Genomic DNA, 21,073 nt, shown 5'->3' with positions numbered 1-21,073 from the left:
GGAGGGGCCGCTGGCGTACCCAACGTAGCCCGTCGTGGGACGACGACCGCTCCCTCACCCCGAACGTCCCGGTCGCTTTGTCCTTCCGCGCCTCACTACTCCCGGAAAGTTCTCGGCTCGGCAGTCGAACGGGGCTGGAGCACCAGGCGGATCTTCCCCCAACTCCCAAGCATGAGGCTCATGTGACATCCTGTTGGCTGCCCGAAGTGATCACTGTCGGCGTGTGCTAAAGCCGGTCGGGCACCCAAAGTTGCGTACGGTCCCAAGAGTTCAGGTGGAGATGCGGCCCGGAGAACGCCAGGAGAGCGGGCATGGCGACCCGTTCGTCATTCCCGATGCCCCCGGTCCGACCGCCGACGCCGAGTCACCCGCATCCGGCTCCACCGAGGCCGCCGACACTCCCGGCATACCCGAGGCCGTAAGGGCCGCTGCCCGCAGGGCGCCTGGGCACTGGGTCGGGTTGGTGGACCCGGAATGGACCGAGGAGCGGACGCCGCCCGAGTGGGCGGTTCTGGGGGAGTGGCAGTCGGACGAGAGCGGGAGCGTGGGGGAGTATCGCGCCAACCCGGCGTACCGGCCCTCGGCGCGCGTTCTCGGCTGGCCGGAGCCCACCGACGCGGTGGATGCTGCGGCGCAGCGAGCCGCCACCGGCTACGGCCCGGTGGACGCGGCTCTCGCGGCTCTCGCGGAAGCGGACATCACGGTGGTGCGCGGGCCGGACGGCGGGCCGCTCACGGCCGCCGGGCGGGACGGGGCGCCGGTGGTCCTGTTGTTCACCTCACCCGCACACGAGTTCATGTCCGCGGCACTTCACCATGACACGCTGTCAGCACGGGACCTGGCCCGCTCACTGAGAGGTCCGGGCACCATGCTGATGGTCAACGCCGCGGCCGCGGCCCCTCTGCTCGTCCCGGTGGACAGCCTTCTCGGCCCGGTGCGCGCTGCGGGTGACGAGGGGGCGTCCACAGCGGACGCCGCGGCGGAGGCGAGCCCGGGAGCCACGGCTGACCATGCCGGCGCCGCGGCAGTGGCCCCTTCCGCGGACCGGACCGACAGCTCATCCGAACCCTGGCCCCACACCACCGGGAGAACCCCGTGACGCGTTCGTCCCAGCAACCTCCCGCCTCCCCGAGGGCTCGCGCCGAGTCCGCTTCCGGGGGCGAGGAGCCCGCCGTGACCTCCACGCCCGAGACCGCCGCCGCGACCGCCGTCCTTGGCGAACCCAAGTCAGAGCCTGCGGAGGCGAAGACCGGGGCAGAGGCGGGAAAGGCCGCTACGGGGGCCCCGGGGGCCCCGGGGGCCGAGAAGGAATCCGGAGAGGCCGAGGAGGAATCCGGAGAGGCCGAGGAGGGAACCGGAGGGGGCGGGACAACCGAGCCCGAGACTGCGTCCGAGCCCGGGACCGAGCCTGTGTCCTCCTCCGGCGTCCGGTCCGAGCCCGAGGCCGACCCCGGTGCCACTGCCGCCGCCCAGAGCCGGCTGCCCGCGTTCGTGCGGACCATGACCGCCACCGCGATCGGCAGGCCGCAGCAGCAGGCCGGGCCGGTGGGCCGGCCGGGCAGGACGGTGTTGGCCGGGGCGGCGATCGCGGGCGCGCTACTCGTCTCGGTACCGTTCCTGGTACTCGCCGGGAACGACGACGAGGGCCCCGAGCCGCCGTCGGTGACGGCGGCAGGGACGGTGCTCGACGGGAGTGCGCAGGAGGCGCCCGGCGAGTTCGCGGTGACCCCGCCCGAGACCGGTGCCCCGGACGATGGCAAGAAGAAGGACACCGACGAGCCGGTGGCGGAGAAGCCGGCGCGGCAGGCTCCCCCGTCCGTGCCCGCCCCCGCGCCGGACACGGCCAAGGACGCGCCGAAGAAGGCCGCCGTCCCCAAGGACCAGCCCGAAAAGCAGAGCGTGGAGAAGGAGTCCGGCGGCGCCGCGAAGCCCCCGGCGGTGAAAGCCGCTCCGGCCGTCACGCTCAGTGCCCCCGTCTCCCTGCGCAGTCATTTCTCCGGCCGCTGCATCGACGTACCGGCCCACGACTTCAGCGACGGCAAGGCGCTGTTCGTGTGGGACTGCAACAACGGCGAGGCGCAGAAGTGGCAGTTCGCCTCGGACGGCACCATCCGCATCAAGGGCAAGTGCCTGGACGTGGCCAACGCGAACTTCAGAGACGGCACCCCCATCCAGATCGCCTGGTGCAACGGCAACGCCGCCCAGAAGTTCGTCCTGAACCCCAGCCACGATCTGGTCAACACCGTCGTCGGCATGTGCGTCGACATCAAGGACGGCAACCGGGGCAGCGGGGCCTGGCTGCAACTGTGGACCTGCACGGGCGCCGACAACCAGAAGTGGAGCGTCTGACCACAGCGCACCACAGCACCACAGCACCCCATGACCACCGCACCACCGAACCACAGCGCCTCGGCTCCGAGAGCACCGCTACCGAAGCCCGCACGCCCCCTCGGGGACGAGGCATGATGACATCGTCGGCTCGCCGACAGGCGCCCCCGGCCCATGGGGGCGCTCACTGAAGACGCCCCCGCAGCAAGGAGGTTGGTGCGTGTCGCGCCAGGTACTGTCGGTCGGCTCCGGGGACCGCTATCGGACGATCGGTGAGGCACTCGCCGTTGCCCGCACCGGGGCGCTCATCAGCGTCCGGCCCGGGACGTACGCGGAGAACCTGGTGATCCAGACCAGGGTCACCCTGACCGCCGCCGAGGGGCGGGGCACGGTGGAGATCCGGCCGCGTTCGGGCAGCGTGATCTCGCTGCGCGCCGACGCCGTGATGTTCTCCGAACTGACCCTGCGCGGCGGTGACGCCGAGCTGCCGGCCGTGGACGTGCGGCGCGGCCAGGCCGCGTTCGACGGCTGCGAGATCGTCGGCGCCGCCTGGACCGCGATGCTTGCCGGGGGTACGGGCTCCCTCGCGCTGCGGGACTGCCGGGTGAGCAACCCGCAGGGTGCGGGCGTCGTGGTGACCTCGACGACGCCCACCACCGTGGAGTCCTGCACGCTCGAACACCTGGGCACCAGCGGCCTGGTCCTCGCCGAGCAGGGTGAGGCCCGCGTCCGTGACTGCACGGTGCGCGACGCCCGCGGCAACGGCCTGCTCGCCAACGGCGAAGCTCGTGGCAGCGTGGAGGACTGCGACCTGTCCTCCACGGACAAGCCCTCCATCGCCCTGGAACAGAACTGCGCCGTCTCGGTGGTCCGCACCGTGGTGCACGACACCAGCACCGGCGTGCACCTGAGCAGCGTGGGCCGTACGACGCTGGAGGACGTCCGCGTCACCGGTGCCTCCGGCAACGGGATAGCGCTGGCCGGGGGCACCGACCCGGTGCTGCGCCGCTGCCGCGTCTCGCGCGTCCGGGGCCATGGTGTGCTGGTCACCGACCGGGCGCGCGGCACATTCGAGGACTGCTGGGTGGACGGCGCGCAGGGCGCGGCGCTGCGGGTCGCCGGGGCCGCATCCCCCGCGCTGACCGGCCTGACGGTCCGCGACTGCGACGGTGCCGGGCTGCTCCTCGAGGAGGACTCGGCCCCGGAGCTGGACCGCCTGGAGGTGATCGGCGGCTCGCCCGCGATAGCCGTGCTCGGCGGCGCCAACCCGCTGCTGCGCAGGGCCCGGCTGGTGGAGCCCACCGGCGACGGCATCGCGGCCACCAGGGACGCCCGGGGCCGGGTCGAGGACTGCGAGATCATCCGGCCGAAGGGCGCCGGTGTGCGCGTGGCGTCCGGCAGCACTCTCTACCTGGCCGGCGGCGGGGTCTCCGACGCAGTCACCAGCGGCCTGGTCGTGGAGGACGGCGGGAACGTGACCGTGCGCGACTTCCGCGTCGAGGTGACCGGCGAGGAGGGTGTGGTGGTTGCCGGGGGTGGGGAGCTGACCGCGAACCGCACCGCGGTGCACGCCCCCAAGGGCCATGGCTTCCTGCTCCAGGAGGGCGCTCTCGTCTCGCTCAGCGGCTGCGAGGCCACCGGCGGCGCCCAGGACGGCTTCCGGGTGGAGTCCACCGCGCCGGTCTCGCTCGTCAACTGCCTCGCCCGGGAGAACGAGGGCGGTGGCCTGGTGCAGACCGCGCCCGGCGAACGGCTCGCGGTCGAGGGCCTGAACAGCATGGGCAACGGCAAGCGGGACGCCTGGGGCACCGGCAGCGCCGAGAACACCGACCCGGCCGGCTCCGGAGCAGCGGACGCGCCCCCGGCGGACCGCGCGGACGGCCCGCTCGGCGCCCTCAACGCGCTGATCGGCCTGGAGAACGTCAAGCAACAGGTGCGTACCCTGGTCAACCTGACCCAGCTCGCCCAGCGCCGCCGGCAACTCGGCATGCCCGCCCCGCCGATGAGCAGACACCTGGTCTTCGCCGGCCCGCCCGGCACCGGCAAGACCACCGTCGCCCGCCTCTACGGGTCCATCCTGGCCGAGCTCGGTTCGCTGCGCAGCGGGCACCTGGTGGAGGTCTCACGCGCCGACCTGGTCGCGCAGGTCGTCGGTGGTACGGCCATCAAGACCAGCGATACCTTCCAGCGGGCCCTCGGTGGCGTGCTGTTCATCGACGAGGCGTACACGCTCACCGCGGACAGCGGCAACGGCGGCGCCGATTTCGGCCGCGAGGCCGTGGACACGCTGCTGAAGCTGATGGAGGACCACCGAGACGACGTGGTGGTGGTCGCGGCCGGCTACTCCCGTGAGATGGACGCCTTCCTCGGATCCAACCCGGGTCTGGCATCCCGCTTCTCGCGGACCGTTGAGTTCGAGAACTACTCGGTGCCCGACCTGGTCGCGATCATGGAGAGCATGTGCGCCCAGCACCAGTACGAGCTGGGCGAGGGCACCGCGGCTGCACTGGCCGCGCACTTCGCGGCTATGCCGCGTGACGCCGGTTTCGGCAACGGGCGTGCCGCGCGTGGGGTGTTCGAGGAGATGGTGGACAGGCAGGCGGTCCGGCTCTCCGCGCAGCCGCAGGTCAGTGAGCGTGATCTGCGGCAGTTGCTGCCGGACGACGTCTCCGCCACCGCCGCCGCGACGGCCGCCGACCCCGCCGTACCGGACGACGACCCGCTGACCCGCCTCGGCGACATGATCGGCCTGGCCGAGGTGAAGCGCGAAGTCGCGGATCTGGTCAACCTCATCACCGCGGCCCGCCACCGTGCCGCCGCCGGGCTGCCGGTCCCCTCACTCAGCAATCACCTGGTCTTCACCGGCCCGCCCGGCACCGGCAAGACCACCGTCGCCCGCCTCTACGGGGAGGTCCTGACCCAGCTCGGCGTCCTTGAGCGAGGCCAGCTGATCGAGGCGGCCCGCGCCGATCTGGTCGGCCGGTACATCGGTCACACCGCCCAGCTCACCCGCGAGGTCTTCGAACGGGCCCGAGGCGGCGTGCTGTTCATCGACGAGGCATACACCCTCACCCCGCGGGGCGGCGGCGCCGACTTCGGGCAGGAGGCGGTGGACACGCTGCTGAAGCTGATGGAGGACCACCGTGACGAGGTGGTCGTCATCGTCGCCGGCTACACCGAGGAGATGGAGCGCTTCCTCGACTCCAACCCGGGCCTCTCCTCACGGTTCCCGCGCCGGATCACCTTCGCCGACTATTCCTCCGAGGAGCTGGTCACCATCGTGCGCACCCAGGCGGCGAGCATGGGCTACGAGTGCGGACCCGGCACCGGCCCGCTGCTCAAGGAGTACTTCGACGCGGTGCCCCGGGACCGTTCTTTCGGCAATGCCCGCCTGGCCCGCCAGGTGGTCGAGTCGATGGTCACCCGCCAGGCGGGACGGCTCAGTTCGCTGGCCGCGCCCACCCTGGACGATCTGCGTGTCCTCCTGCCCGCGGACGTCACGGCCGTGGCACCGAAGGTGGCTCCCCGGTGAGGCCGCCCGCCCGCGGGTTCGCCCGCCTGCTGTCCGGCACCGGCCTCGCCGCCGCCCTGCTGCTGCCCACGGCCGTTCCGGCCCAGGCGGCGCCCAGCGCACCGGCGGCCGACGGGGAGAAGGGCCAGGAACTGCCCGGTATGCCCTCCGCGCTCGATCCGGAGGCCGATGAGCTGGCGTGCACCCCAGCCTCCCGCCAGGAGGCGAAGAAGCAGGACTGGTCGCGCCAGCGTCTCGATCTGGACAGACTGCACCGTCACAGCACCGGGGCGGGCGTGACCGTCGCCCTCATCGGCACCGGTGTCGCCCCCGGCGCGGCCGGGCTGAGCGGCCGGGTCACCGCCCGGGGTACGGCCGCTGACGACTGCGTCGGGCACGGTACGTTCCTGGCCGGGCTGATCGCCGGGACCGGCGGCGACAGCCCCCGTCTCGCCGGGGTCGCCCCGGGCGCGAAGATCCTGGCCCTGCGCGGCACCGACCGGCGCGGGCGGGCGAGCTCCGCCCTGGTCGTGGACGCGCTGCGTGAGGCGACCGAGGCCCGGGCCGAAGTGATCGCGGTCGCGGTGGCCCTGCCGCGCCAGGACGCGGCGCTGAGCGGTGCGGTCGCCGAGGCCCGCCGCGCGGGCGCGGTGGTCGTCGCCGCGGCCGCCCCGGACCCGCCGTCCCGGGGCGGTACCGACGAGATCCCGTCCCGTACCTACTGGCCGGCCGGTGAACCCGGCGTCCTCTCGGTCGCCGGCATGCTTCCCAGCGGCGCCCGCCCGGACGGCTCCCCGCCCACCGACGGCATCGACCTGGCCGCCCCGGGCGCCGGAGTGGTCTCCGGCGGCCCGCGCGGCGAAGGCCACTACCTCGGCGGTGGCGTCCCGGTGGCCACCGCCTACGCCGCAGGGGCCGCCGCGGCCGTCCGCGCCGCCCATCCGGACGACTCGCCCGACGAAGTGGTCCGCCGTCTGACCGCCGCCGCCTACCCCGCCGACATCCCCCAGCTGGACGCCTACGCCGCCGTCACCACGGTTCTCGGTGATCCGGGCGGGTCCGCAGGCGCGGAGCGCGCCGCGGATGCCGTGACCGTTCGCGACTCCTCCGCAGCCGACCGGGCCACCGGCCGCGCCACCCTCTTCGTCCTCCTCGGCTCAGCCGCCGTCCTCGCTGTCCTGTGGGCCGGTTTCGCCCTTTCCCGGGCCCGCGCCCGGGGATGGCGTCCGGCGGAAGCGGGCGTGACGGGAAAGGGCTGAGCCCCTCGTCCTCGCGTCCTCTCAGTCCTGCTGTCCCTGGCTCTCCTCGACCAGCGCCGTCTGCATCAACCGGGGCCGGCGGCGGGCGATGTGGAGGGCTCGGCCCGGCGGGAGGTTGAGGGGCTTCGCGTTGCCGAAGAGACGGCCCTCCGTGGGAGGGCAGGAGAGCAGGACGGCGGGGTTGTTGGCCTCGTCGAGCCGGCGGATGAGAGCGTCACTGAGGCCGCGGCCGGCGCCCATCGCGCTGCGGGCGACGACCAGGTGCAGGCCCATCTCGAAGCCGAGGGTGACATGCTCGAAGAGCGGCTCGAAGGGACTCTGGAAGGAACTGCCGGAGACCATGTCGTAGTCGTCTACCAGGATGAACAGACGTGGGCCGGTCCACCAGTCGCACCTGCGCATGCGGGCGGGGGCGATGTCCGCGCCGGGCACGCGGGTCTTCAGCGCGCGGGCCGCGCCCTCGATCGTTTCCTTGAGGTTGTCCAGCGAGATCACATGCCCGATGCGGTACTCCTCGGGGATGGCGTCCACCAGGGTGCGGCGGTAGTCCACCGCGATGATCTTCGCCTCTGCCGGGGTGTAGCGGGTGGTGATGCCCTTGGTGATGCCGCGCAGCAGGTTGGTCTTGCCGCTCTCGGTGTCGCCGACCACGATCAGGTGCGGGGTGCGGCTGAAGTCGTGCCAGACCGGCTCCAGGGCATCCTGGTCGATGCCGAGCGGGATACGCATGCCGCCGCCCTCGGTGGGCTCGGGCGCGGGGAGTCCGGCGAGCGGGAGCCGGTGCGGCAGCATCCGGACCTGCGGAGCGGGTGCGCCCGACCAGTGCCGGGACACCTCGGCGACCAGGTGGGCGACACCGTCGCCGAGGTCGTCGAGAGATCCGCTGCCGTCCAGCCGGGGCAGGCCGGCGAGGAAGTGCATCTTGCTGTCGGCGGTGATGCCGCGGCCGCCGCTGCGCGGCACCGAGCGGGCCTTACGGGTGTCGATCTCGGAGTCCATCGGGTCGCCCATCCGCAGTTCCAGGCGGGTGGCGGCCTGGTCACGGACCTGGGCGGACAGCTCCACCCAGCGGGTGGTGGTGATGATCAGGTGAATGCCGTAGTTGAGGCCGCGGGCGGCGAGTTCGTTGAACTTGGGGATCAGGTCGTCGTAGTCCTGGCGGACCGTGGACCAGCCGTCGACCACCATGAAGACGTCGCCGAAGGGCTCGTCGGGGAACTCCCCGGCGGCCCGGCGGCGGCGGTAGGACTGCATGGAGTCGAGGGTGTGGTCCACGAAGAACTGCTCACGGTGGGCGAGCAGCGTCATCACCTCGGCGACCGCCCGGTGCACCCGCTCCGGGTTGAGCCGCGCCGCCACTCCGCCGACGTGCGGAAGGGCGGCGAGCTGCGAGAGACCGCCGCCGCCGAAGTCGAGGCAGTAGAACTGGATCTCGGCGGGGGTGTGGGTGAGGGCGAGGGCCGCGATCAGGGTGCGGGCGAGGGTGGACTTGCCGCTCTGCGAGCCGCCCGCGACGGCTACGTGACCGCCGGCTCCGGAGAGGTCCACGACCAGTGGATCGCGGCGCTGCTCGAAGGGCTTGTCCACGAGGCCGACCGGGACCCGCAGCCTGCCGGTGCCGGACCAGCCCGCGGCGGTGAGGCCGCGCTCGGGGTCGGGAGCGATGCCGGGCAGCAGGACGTCCAGCGGGGACGGTTCGTCCAGCGGCGGCAGCCACACCTGGTGGGCGGCGGGGCCGGAGTCGCGCAGCCGGTCGAGGGCCACGTCGAGCAGGGCCTCCTCGTCACCCGTCTCCTCGGTGTCCGGCTCCGGTTCGGGAGCGGCCGCCAAGGTGCGCGGCACCACCCAGCCGCTGGTCCACGGCACCACCTGACTGGCCACCCGGGCCTGCACCACCGCGCCGGTGCGGCGCCGGTAGGCGCCGGAGGAGTACGCGGCGCGGAACCGGGTCAGGGACTCCACACCGGACTTCAGGTAGCCGCTGCCGGGCTGGGACGGCAGCTCGTAGGCGTCCGGCACGCCGAGCACGCCCCGGCTCTCCATGGCGGAGAACGTGCGCAGGCCGATCCGGTACGACAGGTGGCTCTCGAGCTGGTGCATACGGCCCTCGTCCAGGCGCTGCGAGGCGAGCAGCAGGTGGACTCCGAGGGAGCGGCCGAGGCGGCCGATCATCACGAACAGGTCCATGAACTCCCGGTGCGCGGAGAGCAGTTCGCTGAACTCGTCGACGACCACGAACAGGCTCGGCAGCGGCGCGAGGTCCGCCCCGGCGGCGCGGGCACGCTCGTACTCCAGGGCGGAGGTGTAGTTCCCGGCGGAGCGCAACAGCTCCTGGCGCCGTATGAGTTCACCGTGCAGGGCGTCCTGCATGCGTTCCACCAGCGCGACCTCGTCGGCGAGGTTGGTGATGACGGCCGAGGTGTGGGGAAGTTCCTCCAGGCCGAGGAAGGTGGCGCCGCCCTTGAAGTCGACCAGGATGAAGTTGAGGGTCTCGGAGGAGTTGGTCAGGGCGAGGCCGAGGACGAGTGTGCGCAGGAGCTCGCTCTTGCCGGAGCCGGTGGCGCCGATGAGCATGCCGTGCGGGCCCATGCCGCCCTGTGCGGACTCCTTGATGTCGAGTTCCACCGGGCGCCCGTCCACGCCGACCGCGATCGGCACCCGCAGCCGGGTGGAACCGGTGTGCCGGTCGAAGAGTGCTTGCGGGTCGTGCCGGTGCAGGTCGGGAATGCCGAGGAGCGTGGTCAGCTCGACGTCGGTCTCCAGCGGCTGCGCGATGTCGGTGCCCAGGCTCATCCGGCGGGGGGCGAGCAGCCTGGCCAGCGACTCCGCGCCGAGCGGGCCCAGCCGGTCCGGCCGGCCGAGCGGCACGGACCGCTCCTTGCGGCTGCGGTCGGTGCGCACCAGGCTCACCCGCTCGGGCCCGACGGTCAGTCGCAGCATGTTGCGGCCGGGCCGCCAGCGCAGCGCGCCGGACACGTCGAGAGCCAGGGCGTTGCGGTAGCCGTGCCCCTCCCAGCGGTGGCCTTCGGGCACGGTGACGCCGTCCAGGACGACGATCGTGTAGGGCTCGTCACGGCCGGGCCGGGCGTCCGGGTCGAAGCCGGGGCGCTCGGCGAACTCGGCCCCGAGCAGGTCGTCGAGCTCGGTGAGGTCGGAGGTGATCCGGCGGGCCGGGCCGGCGCCGTCCTCCTCGTGCGGGTCCAGCACGTGCGGCAGCCACTTGGCCCACTCCCAGTCGGGCCGCCGCTCGTCGCTGACGCACAGGGCGATCCACAACTCCTCGGGCGCGTGGAACACCGCGAGCTGCCCGAGCACGGCGCGCACGAGGCCGCGTACCGCCTCGGCGCCGGGGCCCTCACCCGGGTCCTCGCCGCCCTCCCCGGACGGCGGGACGCCCGGCTCGGCCTGGTCCTTCCCAGGTGCTTCCTCCGGGCGCAACAGGATGCGGGCCGAGGAGCGCAGATACAGGCCGAGGGGCTGCCCGGGGATGGTGGAGTAGGCGCGGACGAAGCGGCGCAGGGCGTGCGCGCAGAGGGGTTCGAGGTCCTCCACCGGGCGGGTGGAGACCGGGTTCAGGGTGAGTGCGAGCTGCTGCTCACCGACCGCGATACGGACCTCGCCGAAGTCCTCGTCGGCCGGGCGGCGTTCCCACAGCCGCGAGGTGCGGGCCAGTGAGCGGAGTGAGCCGGGCTCCGGGTGGCGCCAGGCGAGCGCCCGCTGCTGCTCCGCGATGGTGGTCCGCACCCGCTTGCGTGTCTGCGCCAGGTAGCGGAGGTAGTCGCGGCGTTCACCCTTCAGACGCTGCTTGCGCTCGCTGGAGCGGCGCATCAGCTGCCCCAGCAGCATGGCACCGGCGGAGAGCGCCATGACGCCCATCGCCAGATACATGAAGACGCCGTTCCCGCCGCCGGGCCGCAGGAACATCAGCATCATCGACACCGACATCAGCGCCATCGGCAAATAGGTCCATATGGCCGAGGTGTCCGGAACCGTCTCGGCGAGGACCGGTGGCTCCTGAAGGGTCAATTGCCCCTCGGGCATCTCCGGTCCGCGCCTGCGGGCCGGCCGGCGAAACAGCACCACACTCAAGGAACAGAACCTCCGGTTTCACGGCTTTTTGGCCCGTACCGAATACCGGAGCACCCGGTAGTGGGAAAGGCCGCGCCGCGCTGATTCCCCGGGCCCACGCATGACGCGGTGAACGCCGGATGAATGTTTCGAGCGGACAGCAGGGGACGGCCAACTCCCTTGATGGCCAATTGGATACCGGATATGGACTCCGGTCCGCAGTACGACCCGGTGGTCGTAGGCAGTAGTCTGCATTCACGGAACGCGACCTGTCCACGCGGGAGTGGTGGTCGCCGGGCGCACGGACTCAATTCCCTTGCCCGGCACCCCGGTTCCCCGTTGTGCGGACCTTCCGTACTGTTCGCACACCCCCTCTGCCGGGGGAGTCCTCCTGTCAAAGCCTCCATGGAAGACGAGAGTTCAGCTGATGACCGACAGTGCGGTGGCCGAAACGTGCCGCCTGACCGTACGTGCGCCGAACGTCACCGTTGATCTGGCCGTACCCGCCGATGTTCCGGTCGCCGATCTGCTGCCCACACTGCTGCGCTACGTCGGCGAGGAGGCCGAGGAGGACGGGCTGGACCACGCCGGCTGGGTGCTCCAGCGGCTCGGTGACGCCCCACTCGACGAGGAGAGCACCCTGGCCCGTGCCGGGCTCTCCGACGGCTCCGTGCTCTACCTGCGCCCGCACACCGAGGCGTTGCCCGAGGCGCGGCTCGACGACCTGGTGGCCGGGATAGCCGAAACCGCTGCCCGGCGGCTGCACACCTGGCATCCCGGGGCGGCCCGCGGGCTGCTGGTGGGCACTGCGGTGGCAACCGTGGCGGCCGCCCTCTTGCTGGTGTTCCGGCCGGGGGTGACCGGTTCAGGCTCCTCCCGGGCCGCCTGCGCGGCCGTGGCCGGGATGTTGCTGCTCGCGGGCGCGGGCTCCGCCAGCCGCGCGGTCGGCGACCGTCTCTCCGCGACGGCGCTCGGCCTGCTGGTCGCTCCCTGCCTGGCGCTGGCCGGCTGGGTGCTGCCCGGCGGCGATGTGACCGGCCCGGACGCGGCCCAGGTCGTGGGCGCGCGGCTGCTCGCGGCGGGCGCCGCCGGTGCGGGCGGCGCGGTCATCGCGCTCGCCGCCACCGCGGTCGGCGCCCCGGCTCTGCTGGCCACCGCGGTGGTCTCGGTGGCCACCGCGGTCGCCGGGGCGTTGATCGCGTACACGGGCCTGGACGTGCCTGCCTCGGTGGCGCTGGTGGCGACGGTGGTCGCGCTCGCCGCCGGGACAGTGGCACCGTTCGCCTTCAAGCTGGCCGGCATGCGGATGCCCGCTCTGCCGTCCTCCGCGGGCCAGCTCCAGGAGGGCATCGACCCCTACTCGGGCGACGAGGTCGCCGAGCGCACCGAACTGGCCGGACGCTGGGTCACCGCGCTCTTCGCCGCCACCGGCATCATCGCCGCGGCCGCCCTGGTCGTCCTTGCCGAGCACCCGGACCTGCCCGAGGTGCTGACCGCGCTCGTGCTGAGCCTTCTGCTGCTCCTGCACTGCCGCGACCTGGTGCACATCGGGCAGCGGCTGACCCTGGCGTTGCCCGGCGTCTGCGGGCTGCTGCTGCTCACCAGAGCCTGGGCGGTGGACAGTGACGGCGACGGGCGCTTGGTGGTCTTCGCGGTGCTGCTCGCCGCGGCGGCCGGTCTCGTGACCGCGTCCTGGACGGTGCCCGGCCGGCGGGTACTGCCGTACTGGGGCCGTGCGGCGGAACTGGCGCACACCGCCTTCGCCGTCGCGCTGCTGCCGCTCAGCCTGTGGGTGGCGGGTCTCTTCGGCTGGCTGCGCGGGCTGTTCGGCTGAGAACACCCGACCGCCGGCACATGGACAACGAGTTGAGGAGAGTCTGTGCAGTCCAAGCGCGACCAGGTACAGGCCCACAGTTTCATGATGGGCAGGCTCAGTTCGGGTCTGCTGACGGCCGACCCGGACGCCCCGGAGAGCCCGCTCGGGCGCACCACCCGAGGTGTGGTCTTCGGTGTACTGGTGACCGTCCTGATCGGCGCGGGCGCCACCGTCTTCGGGCTGCTGCGCCCCGGCGGGAACGACGGATGGCGCGACGGTGAGCACCTGGTGGTCAACCGCGACACCGGTGCCAGGTACCTGTGGACCGGCACCGACGGCGTACTGCACCCGGTGCGCAACTACGCCTCGGCGCGGCTGATCGGCGGCTCCGACCTGGCGACCGTCGACGTGGCCACCGCCTCACTGCGGGACGTCCCCGTGGGAGCCCCGGCCGGCATCCCCGGCGCACCGGACACCGTGCCCGGACCCGGCCAGCTCGACGACGGCCCCTGGCACATGTGCGTCACCGGGCCGGACGGGGCACTGCCCAGCACGTCCGGAGTCGTGGCGGGCACGCGGGCGGACAAGCCAGGAGCCACCACGTTGGTCGCCGGGGCACCCCTGGACTCCCGTGGCGTCGGCGGCGACCGAGGGGTGCTCGTGCGCGGCCCGGACGAGACCGAGTACCTGGTGTGGCGGGGCAGCAGGCTGCCGCTGGACCGCGCCTCCGATGCCCGCAACGCCCTCGGCTACGGCGCGGAGCAGCCGATGCCCGTCTCTGCGGCCTTCCTCGACGCGCTGGCCCCCGGCCCCGCCCTGAAACCGCCCGCGGTTCCGGGGCGCGGGGCGAAGGGGCCGGTGCTCGGTGGCGAAGCCGGCCGGATCGGCCAGTTGTTCAAGGTCAGTGTCCCCGGCGGCGGCAGCACGTACCACCTGCTGCAGAAGGGCGGCCTGGTGCCGCTGACCGAGCTCGGCGCCGCCCTGGTGCTGGGCGACCCGGCCACCCAGAAGGACGCCTACCAGGGAGCGTCGCCCGAGGTGCGCGCGGTCGGCGTGGACGCGCTGCGCGCGCACCGGGCGAAGGACTCGTCCCCCGCCGGGTCCGCGGAGCTGCCTGACACCCCACCGGTCCCGCAGTCCGCGCCGCGCGGCACCGCGCTCTGCGCGCAGGTGGACGGCGACAACGGCGGCACCCGCATCAAATCCGTACTGGTCCCGCTCAGCCGGCTCGCCCCGGCCGTGGTGTCGGAGGGGACCGCCCAGCCGCTGACGCCTGCCTGTGTCCGGACGGACGTCACGGTGGTACGGCCCGGGCGCGGCGCTCTGGTCCGGGCCCTGCACGCGAGCGGTGCGGCGCACGCCGGGACCACGTATTTGATAGCGGAGAACGGCGTGAAGTACCGCGTTTCGGCCAAAGACTCGCTGGCGGCGCTCGGGTACGGGGCCGGAGACATCGGCTCGGTCCCCGCACCGCTGCTATCGGCCCTCCCGACCGGTGCGGACCTTGATCCGGCCGCGGCCTCCGGAGCGGCGGAACCCAGGGTCACGGCTCCGAAGTGCGCCGCCGCCACCCTGCCGGGGGAGCGGGAGGGGAACGTGGAGGCGGACAAGGCGGCCACGGCCGGCGCCCCTGGACCGGCCGACAGATCCGACTCCGCATCCTGATCCGCTCAAGCACCGCATACGGCGTCGAGGAAAGGAAAGGGCGACGGGCTGAACCACCAGCCGAACTCCATGCCGTCGGGGTCAATTCGTCGCGTGCCGTGTGCGGCGGGAAACCTCAGGAAAAGCTCAGATTTCCGGCCGGTCGTGCCCGTGGAATTCCCTGGATGCCGTGCATCGCCGGAAACGGTTCGCCCCGGTGACCGTTCGCCTCCTTTCCCTGCCATCTTTCCGAGCACATCGAGTCGGTCGGCGGATGGTGACGTACCGACGACGCGGTCGTCGGCGGGGCATCTTCATCACGCGGCAACTTTCGGGCAACTCCGTTGCCATACAAGGATTCTGTCGAACTGACCTATGCTCAAATCTTCCCCACATGCGTTGCGCCGGACGTCGGCTTCTCTTTAGCCTCGGCGGGCAACGGTGTATCGAGACTGGCCTGAACGAAGGGAGCGCGACATGGCGGACAGTGCCGCGAGGAAAGCGGACTATGCCAAGGGCTTGGGAGGTGTCTCCTCCCTGGAGTCGGCCCGGAGCGCGGTCGAGAAGATCCAGAACAACGTCGCCGAGATCGCCGCGCGTTCGGGCGTCGGCGGCGATGAGGGCCAGGCCCTGCTGAAGCTCTTCCGCAGCTGGAACTCCGAGGCGCAGAAGGTCGTCGTCCAGATCAGCAAGATGGTCGACGCGCTGCAGGAGAACGTGACCTCGGCCGACCGGCTGGCGAAGGAGAACCAGGACCTGACAGAGGTCCTCAACAGCAAGACCAGTCAGGGCGTCTTCGAAGCGCTGCGCTGACCCATCCCCTGCGGCACCGGCCCCCTCGGGGAGGCCGGAACCTGTGAGCTTCCCCGGGCCCGGCGCCCGGCCATCCAAGAGGAGACGTCATGGCCGACGGCATCATCGATGTGCAGTACTCCACGGTCCGGCACGCGATCGAGGAGCTGAAGGACCAGACCCAGCAGATCATCACGACCCTCAACAACCTGGAGGACGAGCTGAAGCCGCTCGTGACCTCCTGGGAAGGTGATGACCAGCAGATGTACCGCGGGGTTCAGGCGGAGTGGGACCAGGCCACCAAGAACATGGCCCTGCTCCTCGGCGACAGCGGCGAGCTGGTGCAGAGCATCCACGACAACCACTCCCGCGACGAGCGCAGGAGCGCGGACAACTGGGGCAACGTGCGGGCTCGCTAGCCCCGTCCGGGGCTCTCCTCCGTTCGTCCGGAGGGGAGCCCCGGCGCCCGCGCGCCCACCCGGCACGCACGCCCGCAGGCCGTGCCGACGTACGCACGGGAGCGCCCGCACGGCCGCTCCGTATCCCCGTCCGGCACCAAAGGCAGGAGGACGTCCCATGGCCGGCGAGAAGGCCGACGTCAAGCATTTCGACCTCAAGCAGATGGAGAACTTCCGGGACAACGAGGTGCAACCGGTGTACACCGCCGCGAAGAAGCACCGCGAGGACGGCGACGGGGCCCACATCCGGCCGCTCGGCCACCTCGTCGACGGGCACACCACCCCGGACAACCTCGCCCAGGACAAGCAACTCCTTCGCATCGGCAGGATGGTCACCGAACCCCTGGTCTCGGGACCGAAGCTGATCGAGGGCGTCCGCACCGCGGCCGAGGCCATCGACAAGCTGCTGGGCGACCAGATGGATCTCTTCAAGGAGCTGAAGGAGGCGCTCACCGACACCATCGATGAGGCCAACAAGACCAAGGACAAGAACCTGAACGCGATCGACGCCCAGACGCTGCTGCAGACCTTCGACGAGGTCGACACGCTCACCAGCGGGTCGTCGGAGACAGACGGCACCTGATCCCGTGCCCTGTGTGCCGGCCGTCGCCTCGGCCGCCCGGCACGCTCGCGTGAGAGACACCCGCCTGAACATCCGCACGAACAGGCCATGCGCCGACGCGGACGACAACCGACCAGAAAGGGCGCCCGGTGGCCGATCGGTACGATCCCAACTCCGTCGCCAACCTCGACAAGTTCGACAACGCCGGCGACTCGTCGACCGATACCTGGGCCACTCTGGTCACCCACATCACCGGCTATCCGGTGCCGGACCGGAACACCGTCTTCGACACGCTCCGATCCGACCACGGCGGCAAGCTCTTCCGGATGGACATCAAGGAGCGCAGTCTCGGCCTGCTCGTCAAGGACTCCGGCTTCCTGACGAACAAGGGCGAGGACTACGACATCTGGTTCTTCGACAGCGGCAAGAAGCGGTCGATCATGCAGGCCCGGATCGTCTTCGAGGGCCGTGTGAAGGCCGGCGACGAGGTCATATTCGCCGGTCCCGGCTCCGACAACGTCCAGGACGCGCAGGTCCGCGAAGGCAATGAGTTCACGGACTACAACAAGGACAAGATGAGCACCATCCCGCTCGCCCGGTACATGAACGGGCCGCGGGCGGCGCTCCTCGGGCTGCTGGGCGGCAGCACACAGGATGCCCGGTTCAGCAACCTGGGCGTGCCCGGTGCCGACGTGGTGGACCTCAAGTCCTTCACCACCACCGGGGATTCGTTCGACTTCGCGGCCAAGTTCTTCAAGGACCACGCGGTGGTGCTGAAGGACTGGGAGGACCGTTTCGGCCGGGACGACGCGAGCTGGAAGGGTGAGGCGGCGGAGGTCTTCCGCAGCCTGCTGAAGAAGATCCGCGAGAACTACGACAGTTATGTCGAGACCTTCAACTCCTCGGTCGGCTCCGGAGACGGGGCCGGCGCCGGCACCGGCAGCACGGTGTACTCGCGCGCCCTGTCTCTCGGCCGCACGTATCTGGAGGACTCCGCCAGCAAGCTGCTGGAAGCGTGGCTGTCCTGGGCAAACTCCTCGTACTACGACCCGCACCAGGTGCTGCGCTACGTCCTGGACGACCTCGCCCAGTGGGTGGACGCGAACAACGTCGCCAAGACGGACATCAAGTCGTACTCCACCCGCTACGCCACAACCATCAGCCACAGCCCGCAGGGCGGTTTCTCCCAGGTGCACCCCGAGTACGGGGACCTCACCGACATCGCGAACTGGGCGAAGGTCGGCGACAAGGCGGTCAAGATCTGGACGCAGGGCGTCGACGAGTACCTGGGCAAGCCCGCCGCCCAGGTGCAGTCGGCCCTGAACAACCACTTCCTCGAGCTGGGCGAAGACTTCTCCGACCACGTACCCGAACCGAAGTCGACCAGCACGGCTTCGGAGGTGTACGAGGAGAAGAAGCTCAAGGAGGAGAAGGAGGAGATCAACCGGCAGAACGAGGAGAACCGCAGGTACCAGGACGAGTTGCGCGCGGAGCAGGATCGGCAGCGCGAGGAGGACAAGAAGTACCAGGACGAATTGAGCGCGGAGCAGGATCGGCAGCGGGAAGAGGACAAGAAGTACCAGGACGAGCTGCGCGAGGAACAGAACCAGCAGCGGGAAGAGGACAAGAAGTACCAGGACGAGTTGCGCGAGGAACAGCGGCTCGAGCAGGAGGAGGCCAAGAACCTCCAGGACGAGCTGCGGAACGAGCAGAACCAGCAGCGTGACGAGGACCGCAAGTACCAGGACGAGCTGCGGGAGGAGCAGCGGCAGGAGCAGGAGGAGGCCAAGCGCGAGGCCGAGGAGCAGCAGAAGGCCATGGAGGAGAGCCTCGGCGGGCTCAACGATCCCAACACGGTCAACGAGCAGAACCTCGGCAGCCTCGACGAGCTGCTGAACGAGAACATCCCGGTCACCGAAAGCCTCGGCGATCCCGGCGACTTGAACAACTCGGTTACCGAGAGCCCTGGCGGCCTGGGGGATGACCTGAACAACTCGGTCACCGAGAGCCTCGGCTCCCTGGGCGACGTGAACAGCCCGGGCGACGAGAACGGGAATCAGCAGGGGTCCGTCGGCCCGTCCCCGGTCACCCAGAGCCTGGGCAGCCTGGGCGCGCTCAACAACGGCCCGGGCGGGACGGGCAGATCCGTCAGTGCGGCCAACGACGCGATCACCCAGAACCTCGGCAACCTCGGCGACTTGAACAACGACGCCGGCGGCTCCTTGGAGACGCCGACCGGTGGCAGCACGCAGCTCACCGACGGCAAGCTCACCACCGATTTCCCGGACGGCAGCACGAGTACCTTCGACCCGGACAGCGGGCTGGTCAGCACCACGCATCCGGACGGTAGCGTCACCACGCAGGATCTGGGCGACGGCTTCCGGGTGACCAATCCGGACGGGTCGGTCACCTCTCTCGATGACGACGGCAAGCTGACCACCACGTTCCCTGACGGCACCACGCAGGTCGTCGACCCCACGACCGGTCAGGCCGTCTCCACCGACCCCGACGGCACCACCTCCACGCAGAACCTGGGCAACCTCGGCAACATGAACGGCCAGAACGGCCTCGGGGATCCGGGCGACCTCGGAACCATCAACGCCGACCTGCCCACCGAGTCGATCGGCGACCTGGGCGATCTCGGCAACATCAACGCCGATCGGTCCGGCCTGGAGACCCCGACCGGCGGGCACACCGCTCTCGAGAACGGCGACTTCACCACCACCTACCCGGACGGCAGCAAGGGAGTATTCGACCCGGACAGCGGGATGCTCACCACCACCCGCCCGGACGGCTCCACCGTGATCACGGACCTCACCCACGGGGCGAAGGCGACCAACCCGGACGGCTCCACCACCGTCCTGGACAACGGCCGGCTGAGCACCACCTTCCCGGACGGCACCACTCAGGTCATCGACCCGGACACCGGCGTAGCCACCGTCACCGACCCTCAGGGCAAGACCGGGACGGTGGATCTGAGCGACCTCAACTCGCTCGGCGGAAACGGCAGTTCGGGCGACCTCGGCGGGCTTGACGAGCTGCGCGGCCTGAACGGAACGGGCGGCGGCACCACAAGCCGGGACGTGCGGTTCTCCGATCTGGGCGTCGGTGGTGGACAGGTGAGCGCCGGGGCCCCCGGCGGCGACTTCTCCGGGGTGGGCTCCTTCTCCTCGGACGGCGGCGGTGCCGTCGCTCCCCTCTCGGACGGCGCCGCCGACGGCGCGGGCTCCCCGCTCGCCGACGCCGCCGGTGCCGGGGTCGGAGCCGGAGCCCCAGGCGCCCCGGGCATGCCCGGCAGCCCCGGCATGCCGATGGGCGGCGGAATGGGCGGCATGGGCGCGGGCGGCGAGAAGGGCAACGGCGAGCGAGTGCGCGCCGTCCTCGTCGACGCGGCGGAGGAGAGCGAGCGACGCAACCGACGCCGGCGCAGCCCGTGGAACCGCCAGGAGGACAGTGACACCTTCCTGGCCCCGGCCTCCCGGGTGGCGACCACCGGCGGCGACTCCCCGGAGGAGGAGGCCGAGCCGCGCCGCAGGTCCACCAGTTCCGCCGACTACCTGGAGGAGGACGCGGATGTCTGGGGCACCGAGGAGGGTGGCACCCCGGCCGTCATCGGACGGTGAGCACCGCGCAGGTGGGGCGCAACCATCGAGCGGAGACGAGGCACACCCTGCCCCGGCTTCCGCGACAAAGCCTCCACCAGGCATGATCAGCAGAGCAGTTGAGAACGGGAGACCAGTGCCGGACGTACGCGGAGACCGACGGAGAAGGGCGGAGCGGGCATGACGGAACCGCTGGAGAAGCGCCTGGAGAAGGCCATGGCCGAACTTCAGGCGGCCCAGGAGGCGGTCGCACGCACCGAGCGCGAACTGCGGACGGCGTCGTTCACGTCGCTCTCCTCCGACCGCGCGGTCCGTGCCACAGCCGGCCCGCAGGGTGAGCTGGCCGGGATCGAGTTCCTGGAGAACAAGTACCGCGACATGTCCCCGCAGGAGTTGGCCGCCAGCGTCCTGGAGGCCGCGAGCTCGGCGCGTCTGAAGATGAACCGGCATGTGATGAAGGCGATGGCGCCCTTCGCCGAGCCCAGCAGCAACGTGCCGGAGCTGAAGGGTTTCGAGATGGACTGGGAGCGCATATTCGGTCCCGAGGTGCTGCGCGAGGACGAGGACACCGCACGCGGCGGTCAGGCCACACCCGTCTGGCGGGACGCGCTCGGCGAAGAGGGCGAGGACTGACCATGGGACAGCGGTACTACGTAGACCCTCAGCGCATCGAGGCCCTGGCGAGGCAGTTGGAGGAGATCGGCTCCCTGACCCAGAGCATGACCGAGGAGTTCCTCGACGAGCTGGCACCCACGGTGAAGTGGCCCGGCACGGAAGGCGAGTTCGCGGAGAAGGCCAAGCCGCAGGAGCAGAAGGAACGCCAGACCACCAAGGACACCATGATGTCCATCCGCGATGCGCTGGTGGGCATCACCGATGCCACGGTCAGCCAGGTCCGGATGATGAAGGACACCCGCGACCGCAACATCGAGGACGTCGAGCAGGGCACCAACCGCATCAACACCGATGGACTCGACGGCGGCCCGGGCGGGCATGGCCGTCGCTGACCGACGCGCCGCAGGCCGCTCCCGCA

13 protein-coding genes are annotated in these 21,073 nt (G+C 71.3%); 12 read left to right on the top strand and 1 reads right to left on the bottom strand.

Annotation, left to right across the window (positions count from 1 at the left end):
• The first annotated feature begins 280 nt into the window (after positions 1-280).
• The 4 genes from ACFWSK_RS14475 (at position 281) to ACFWSK_RS14460 (ending at position 7,098) form a co-directional block, all read left to right on the top strand.
• A complete protein-coding gene (locus tag ACFWSK_RS14475; protein ID WP_383784923.1) occupies positions 281-1,099 on the top strand; it encodes a type VII secretion system-associated protein in 819 nt (272 codons plus the stop codon).
• Positions 1,096-2,349: a ricin-type beta-trefoil lectin domain protein gene (locus ACFWSK_RS14470; RefSeq protein ID WP_383784885.1), complete on the top strand. Its 1,254-nt coding sequence runs from the start codon at positions 1,096-1,098 to the stop codon at positions 2,347-2,349. The genes ACFWSK_RS14475 and ACFWSK_RS14470 overlap by 4 nt, the downstream gene beginning before the upstream one ends.
• A 199-nt stretch (positions 2,350-2,548) precedes the next feature.
• Entirely contained in the window at positions 2,549-5,860 is a 3,312-nt protein-coding gene (locus ACFWSK_RS14465) for a right-handed parallel beta-helix repeat-containing protein (RefSeq protein WP_383784882.1), read from the top strand.
• Entirely contained in the window at positions 5,857-7,098 is a 1,242-nt protein-coding gene (locus ACFWSK_RS14460) for a S8 family serine peptidase (RefSeq protein ID WP_383784879.1), read from the top strand. The genes ACFWSK_RS14465 and ACFWSK_RS14460 overlap by 4 nt, the downstream gene beginning before the upstream one ends.
• A gap of 21 nt (positions 7,099-7,119) precedes the next feature.
• On the opposite strand, the gene eccCa is transcribed toward ACFWSK_RS14460, so the two are convergent.
• Positions 7,120-11,139 carry a type VII secretion protein EccCa gene (gene eccCa, locus ACFWSK_RS14455; RefSeq protein ID WP_383784876.1) on the bottom strand — a complete coding sequence of 1,340 codons (4,020 nt, stop codon included), beginning with the start codon at positions 11,137-11,139 and terminating at the stop codon, positions 7,120-7,122.
• A gap of 454 nt (positions 11,140-11,593) precedes the next feature.
• On the opposite strand from eccCa, the gene eccD reads away from it, so the two are divergent.
• The 8 genes from eccD (at position 11,594) to ACFWSK_RS14415 (ending at position 21,047) form a co-directional block, all read left to right on the top strand.
• Positions 11,594-13,000, top strand: coding sequence for a type VII secretion integral membrane protein EccD (gene eccD / locus ACFWSK_RS14450; RefSeq protein WP_383784873.1), 1,407 nt, complete (start codon positions 11,594-11,596; stop codon positions 12,998-13,000).
• A 45-nt stretch (positions 13,001-13,045) separates the two neighbouring features.
• Positions 13,046-14,647, top strand: a complete 1,602-nt coding sequence (gene eccB, locus ACFWSK_RS14445; protein WP_383784871.1) for a type VII secretion protein EccB — start codon at positions 13,046-13,048, stop codon at positions 14,645-14,647.
• Between the two features lie 456 nt (positions 14,648-15,103).
• Positions 15,104-15,439, top strand: coding sequence for a hypothetical protein (locus ACFWSK_RS14440; protein ID WP_383784868.1), 336 nt, complete (start codon positions 15,104-15,106; stop codon positions 15,437-15,439).
• Between the two features lie 89 nt (positions 15,440-15,528).
• Positions 15,529-15,837 (top strand): WXG100 family type VII secretion target, encoded by a 309-nt coding sequence (locus ACFWSK_RS14435; protein ID WP_383784866.1) that lies wholly within the window; start codon positions 15,529-15,531, stop codon positions 15,835-15,837.
• Between the two features lie 157 nt (positions 15,838-15,994).
• Positions 15,995-16,459, top strand: coding sequence for a type VII secretion system-associated protein (locus ACFWSK_RS14430; RefSeq protein WP_383784863.1), 465 nt, complete (start codon positions 15,995-15,997; stop codon positions 16,457-16,459).
• A gap of 128 nt (positions 16,460-16,587) precedes the next feature.
• On the top strand, positions 16,588-20,061 hold the full coding sequence (locus tag ACFWSK_RS14425) for an AAWKG family protein (protein WP_383784860.1): 3,474 nt from the start codon (positions 16,588-16,590) through the stop codon (positions 20,059-20,061).
• Between the two features lie 159 nt (positions 20,062-20,220).
• On the top strand, positions 20,221-20,673 hold the full coding sequence (locus tag ACFWSK_RS14420; protein WP_383784857.1) for a YbaB/EbfC family nucleoid-associated protein: 453 nt from the start codon (positions 20,221-20,223) through the stop codon (positions 20,671-20,673).
• Between the two features lie 2 nt (positions 20,674-20,675).
• Positions 20,676-21,047 carry a hypothetical protein gene (locus ACFWSK_RS14415; RefSeq protein WP_383784854.1) on the top strand — a complete coding sequence of 124 codons (372 nt, stop codon included), beginning with the start codon at positions 20,676-20,678 and terminating at the stop codon, positions 21,045-21,047.
• The last annotated feature ends 26 nt before the right edge of the window (positions 21,048-21,073 follow it).

The sequence above is a fragment of the Streptomyces sp. NPDC058620 genome (genome assembly GCF_042717135.1).
GTDB lineage: Bacteria > Actinomycetota > Actinomycetes > Streptomycetales > Streptomycetaceae > Streptomyces.
Note: the sequence above shows the minus strand (reverse complement) of the source record. Positions and strands in the feature narration are given on the sequence as shown.